The organism is Mycobacterium sp. 1165178.9, assembly GCF_001673555.1.
In the GTDB taxonomy this organism is placed as follows: Bacteria; Actinomycetota; Actinomycetes; order Mycobacteriales; family Mycobacteriaceae; genus Mycobacterium.
Window position 1 is genome coordinate 1 of record NZ_LZMB01000059.1, and the last position, 4110, is coordinate 4110.

Consider the following 4110-nt stretch of genomic DNA (forward strand, 5'->3'; position numbering starts at 1 on the left):
AGCGAGTCCGACTTGTAGATCGGAGCGGTGCAGCCTTCGACATAGTGCACGTAGGAACCCTCGTCGGCGATGATCAGCGTCCGCTCGAACTGGCCCATGTTCTCGGTGTTGATCCGGAAGTAGGCCTGCAGCGGGATGTCGACGTGCACGCCCTTGGGGACGTAGATGAACGAGCCGCCGCTCCACACCGCGGTGTTCAGCGCCGAGAACTTGTTGTCCCCAGCCGGGATCACGGTGCCGAAGTACTCCTGGAAGATCTCGGGGTGTTCGCGCAGACCGGTGTCGGTGTCGAGGAAGATGACGCCCTGGGCCTCCAGATCCTCGCGGATCTGGTGATAGACGACCTCGGATTCGTACTGGGCCGCGACGCCGGCGACCAGACGCTGCTTTTCGGCCTCCGGGATACCCAACCGGTCATAGGTGTTGCGGATGTCCTCGGGCAGGTCCTCCCAGGAGGCCGCCTGCTTCTCCGTCGAACGAACGAAGTACTTGATGTTGTCGAAGTCGATGCCGTCGAGGTTCGAGCCCCAGCCCGGCATCGGCTTGCGGTCGAAGATGCGCAGCGCCTTCAGCCGCGTCTGCAGCATCCATTCGGGCTCGTTCTTCTTCGCCGAGATGTCCCGAACGACGGCCTCGGACAGGCCGCGCTGGGCGCTGGCCCCCGCGGCGTCGGAGTCCGACCAGCCGTAGCCGTACCGCCCCAGGGAGGCGATCGCCTCTTCCTGAGTCAGCGGCGCGGTCGCCGTCTTGCTGGCCTCGGGTGTGAGTGTCATCGAGACGCTCCTTTGATGCTCGTGGTGTCGCGGCGCGGGCTGGGCGCCGGGGTCAGGGGTACGTGCGTGGTGCAGGCGCAGTCGCCGTTCACGATGGTCGCCAACCGCTGGACGTGGGTCCCCAGCACCTCGGCCATGGCCTGTTGTTCGGCCTCGCACAGCTCGGGGAATTCCTCGGCGACGTGCGACACCGGGCAGTGATGCTGGCAGATCTGCACTCCGTGGATCGGCCCACCGACCTGCGTGGTGGTGGTGACGTAGCCCGCCTTGGTCAGCGCCGTGGCGATCCGGTCGGCCGCTGCCTGCACGTCGGTGTCCGCCGCGCTGTCGGCCGCGGCGACGTCGGCCAGAATGGTGTCGATGCGCTGCCGGGCAAAGGCCTGCACCGCCTCTTCCCCGCCGATCTCGCGAAGCTGCCGCATGGCCGCCGCCGCCAGGTCGTCGTAGGCGTGGTCGAGCTTGGCCCGCCCCGCCGCGGTCAGCCGGTAGCGCTTGGCGGGACGCCCGCGTCCGACCTGCTGCCACGCCGCTGCCGCCGTGGACTCGGCATCGCCGGCCTCGATCATGGCGTCGAGGTGGCGTCGCACGCCGGCGGCCGCCAGACCCAGTCGGTCACCGATCTCGCCGGCGGTAATCGATCCGGATTCCAGCAGCAGGCGCACGATCGCGCGGCGGGTGTGACCATCCGGCACCGGCGCGCCGACGTCCGCCACCCCTGGAGCGGCGTCGCCGCCCGCAGTGGCCCCATCGAGGCTGGTTCGGATTTTCACAACACCAGTGTGACGCAATTCCGGGGATCGGTCCAGCAAGGGTCCCCTGTCCTGGCGTTGCGCTGCTCACACTAACGGCGACGCGATGACCCGTTGCATCCGGCGGCTACGCTGCTCTGATGGCAGCCCGCCACCACACGCTGAGCTCATCGATCGCGAGTCTGCACGGCGACGAGCAAGCAGTGGGCTCGCCGCTGAACGATACCGAGCTCACCGCGCTGCGCCGCACCCGCCTCTTCGGCGCGACCGGCACGGTGGTGATGGCGATCGGCGCGCTCGGCGCCGGCGCCCGGCCCGTCGTCCAGGACCCCACGTTCGGGGTCCGGCTCCTCAACCTGCCATCGCGGATCCAGACCGTGTCGTTGACCATGACGACCACAGGCGCGGTCATGATGGCGCTGGCCTGGTTGATGCTGGGCCGGTTCGCCCTGGGAAACAGGCGGATGTCGCGCGGCGACCTGGACCGCACCCTGCTGCTATGGGTGCTGCCGCTGCTGATCGCCCCACCGATGTACAGCAAGGACGTGTATTCCTATCTGGCGCAGAGCCAGATCTCGCTGGAAGGCCTGGATCCCTACCGGGTGGGCCCGGCCTCGGGGCTCGGCCTGTCCCACATCTTCACGCTCTCGGTGCCGACGCTGTGGCGCGAGACGCCCGCGCCCTATGGCCCGCTGTTCTTGTGGATCGGGCGCGGCATCTCGGCGATCACCGGGGAGAACATCGTCGCCGCCGTGCTGTGTCACCGGCTGGTCGAGTTGGTCGGCGTGGGACTGATCGTCTGGGCGACGCCCCGGCTGGCCCGGCGCTGCGGCGTCGCCGAGGTCAGCGCGCTGTGGCTGGGGGCGGCCAATCCGCTGCTGATCATGCATCTGGTGGCCGGCGTGCACAACGAGGCGCTGATGCTGGGCCTGATGCTGGCCGGGGCCGAGTTCGCGTTGCGCGGCGTCGATGCGCCGCGGTTGCTGCCCGTGTCATGGAAGCGGTGGGGCCCGGACTGGGAACCGCTGGGGATGCTGGTCGCCGGCGCCGTTTTGATCGTGTTGTCGTCGCAGGTGAAGCTGCCGTCGCTGCTGGCGCTGGGCTTCGTCACGATGGCGCTGGCCTACCGCTGCGGCGGGACCCTGCGCGCGCTGCTGCTGACGGGTGGCGGCATGGCGGCATTGTCGCTGGCGGTGATGGCGCTGGTGGGCTGGGCCAGCGGCCTCGGATTCGGCTGGATCTACACGCTGGGCACCGCAAACGTGGTGCGGAGCTGGATGTCGCCGCCGACCCTGCTCGCGCTCGGCACCGGGCAGGTGGGCATCCTGCTGGGCCTGGGTGATCACACCACCGCGGTGCTGGGGCTGACCCGTGCGATCGGCGTGCTGATCATCACCGTGATGGTGGCCTGGTTGCTGCTGGCCGTCTTTCGTGGTCGGCTGCACCCGATCGGCGGGCTGGGCGTCGCGCTGGGCATCACGGTGCTGTTGTTCCCGGTCGTGCAGCCGTGGTATCTGCTGTGGGCGATCATCCCGCTGGCGGCATGGGCAACCCGCACCGGCTTCCGGGTGGCGGCCATCGTGATCAGCCTGGTCGTCGGGATCTTCGGCCCGACCGCCAACGGCGACCGGTTCGCGCTGTTCCAGATCATCGACGCCACCCTGGCCAGCACGGTCATCGTGGTCGCCCTCATCGGGTTGACCTACACCCGCCTCCCGTGGCGCCGAGCGCCGGGCCGGGACGCCGGGGCCGGCGGCCAACCCCTCATCGACACGGCGGCGACGCCGGCCACGCCGTCGCCCCCTCAGCCCGCGCCGGCGCACGACGCCTACGCTGATTCCACGTGAGCTCGGCCTTTCCAGAATCGCGCGAATCCCCTGACGTCGTGGTGCGGCTGCGCGGCGTCACCAAGACATACGGATCCGGCGTGACTGCCGTCGAGGCCGTCTCCAGCCTCGATCTCGAGGTGCACGCCGCCGAGGTGCTGGCCCTGCTCGGCCCCAACGGCGCCGGGAAGACCACGACGGTCGAGATGTGCGAGGGCTTCGTGCGCCCGGACGCCGGCACCATCGAGGTGCTCGGCCTGGACCCGATCGCCGATAATGCGCGGCTGCGGGCTCGCATCGGGGTGATGCTGCAGGGCGGCGGCGGCTACCCCGCGGCCCGCGCGGGAGAGATGCTGAACCTGGTCGCGGCGTACGCCGCCGACCCGCTGGACCCGGCGTGGCTGCTCGACACGCTGGGCCTCACCGACGCCGCCCGCACCACCTACCGGCGGCTCTCCGGCGGCCAGCAGCAGCGGCTGGCGCTGGCGTGCGCGCTGGTCGGCCGCCCCGAACTGGTGTTTCTCGACGAGCCCACCGCGGGCATGGACGCGCACGCCCGCCTGCTGGTCTGGGAGCTGATCGACGCCCTGCGCCGCGACGGCGTGACGGTGCTGCTGACGACCCACCAGCTCAAGGAGGCCGAGGAGCTCGCCGACCGGCTGGTGATCATCGACCATGGCGCCACCGTGGCCTCCGGTACGCCGACCGAGCTGATGCGCAGTGGGGCCAAGGACCAGTTGCGATTCAGCGCGCCGCCACGCC

Annotated in this window: 4 protein-coding genes; 2 read left to right on the plus strand and 2 right to left on the minus strand. The window is 70.0% G+C overall.

Annotated elements, in window-relative coordinates; genetic code table 11:
- On the minus strand, positions 1-773 hold a 773-nt coding region (gene sufB, locus A5652_RS03005), incomplete at its 3' end, for a Fe-S cluster assembly protein SufB (protein ID WP_067346480.1).
- The gene (locus A5652_RS03010; protein WP_156745125.1) at positions 770-1582 is read right to left on the minus strand and encodes a metalloregulator ArsR/SmtB family transcription factor; all 813 of its coding nucleotides are present in this window, start codon (positions 1580-1582) and stop codon (positions 770-772) included. The genes sufB and A5652_RS03010, both read right to left, overlap by 4 nt.
- A gap of 80 nt (positions 1583-1662) precedes the next feature.
- On the opposite strand from A5652_RS03010, the gene mptB reads away from it, so the two are divergent.
- Together mptB and A5652_RS03020 are read left to right on the plus strand one after the other, a co-directional pair.
- On the plus strand, positions 1663-3369 hold the full coding sequence (gene mptB / locus A5652_RS03015) for a polyprenol phosphomannose-dependent alpha 1,6 mannosyltransferase MptB (RefSeq protein WP_067346486.1): 1707 nt from the start codon (positions 1663-1665) through the stop codon (positions 3367-3369).
- Positions 3366-4110, plus strand: a 745-nt coding sequence (locus A5652_RS03020) for an ABC transporter ATP-binding protein (RefSeq protein WP_082983748.1), incomplete at its 3' end; no start/stop codon positions are given. The genes mptB and A5652_RS03020, both read left to right, overlap by 4 nt.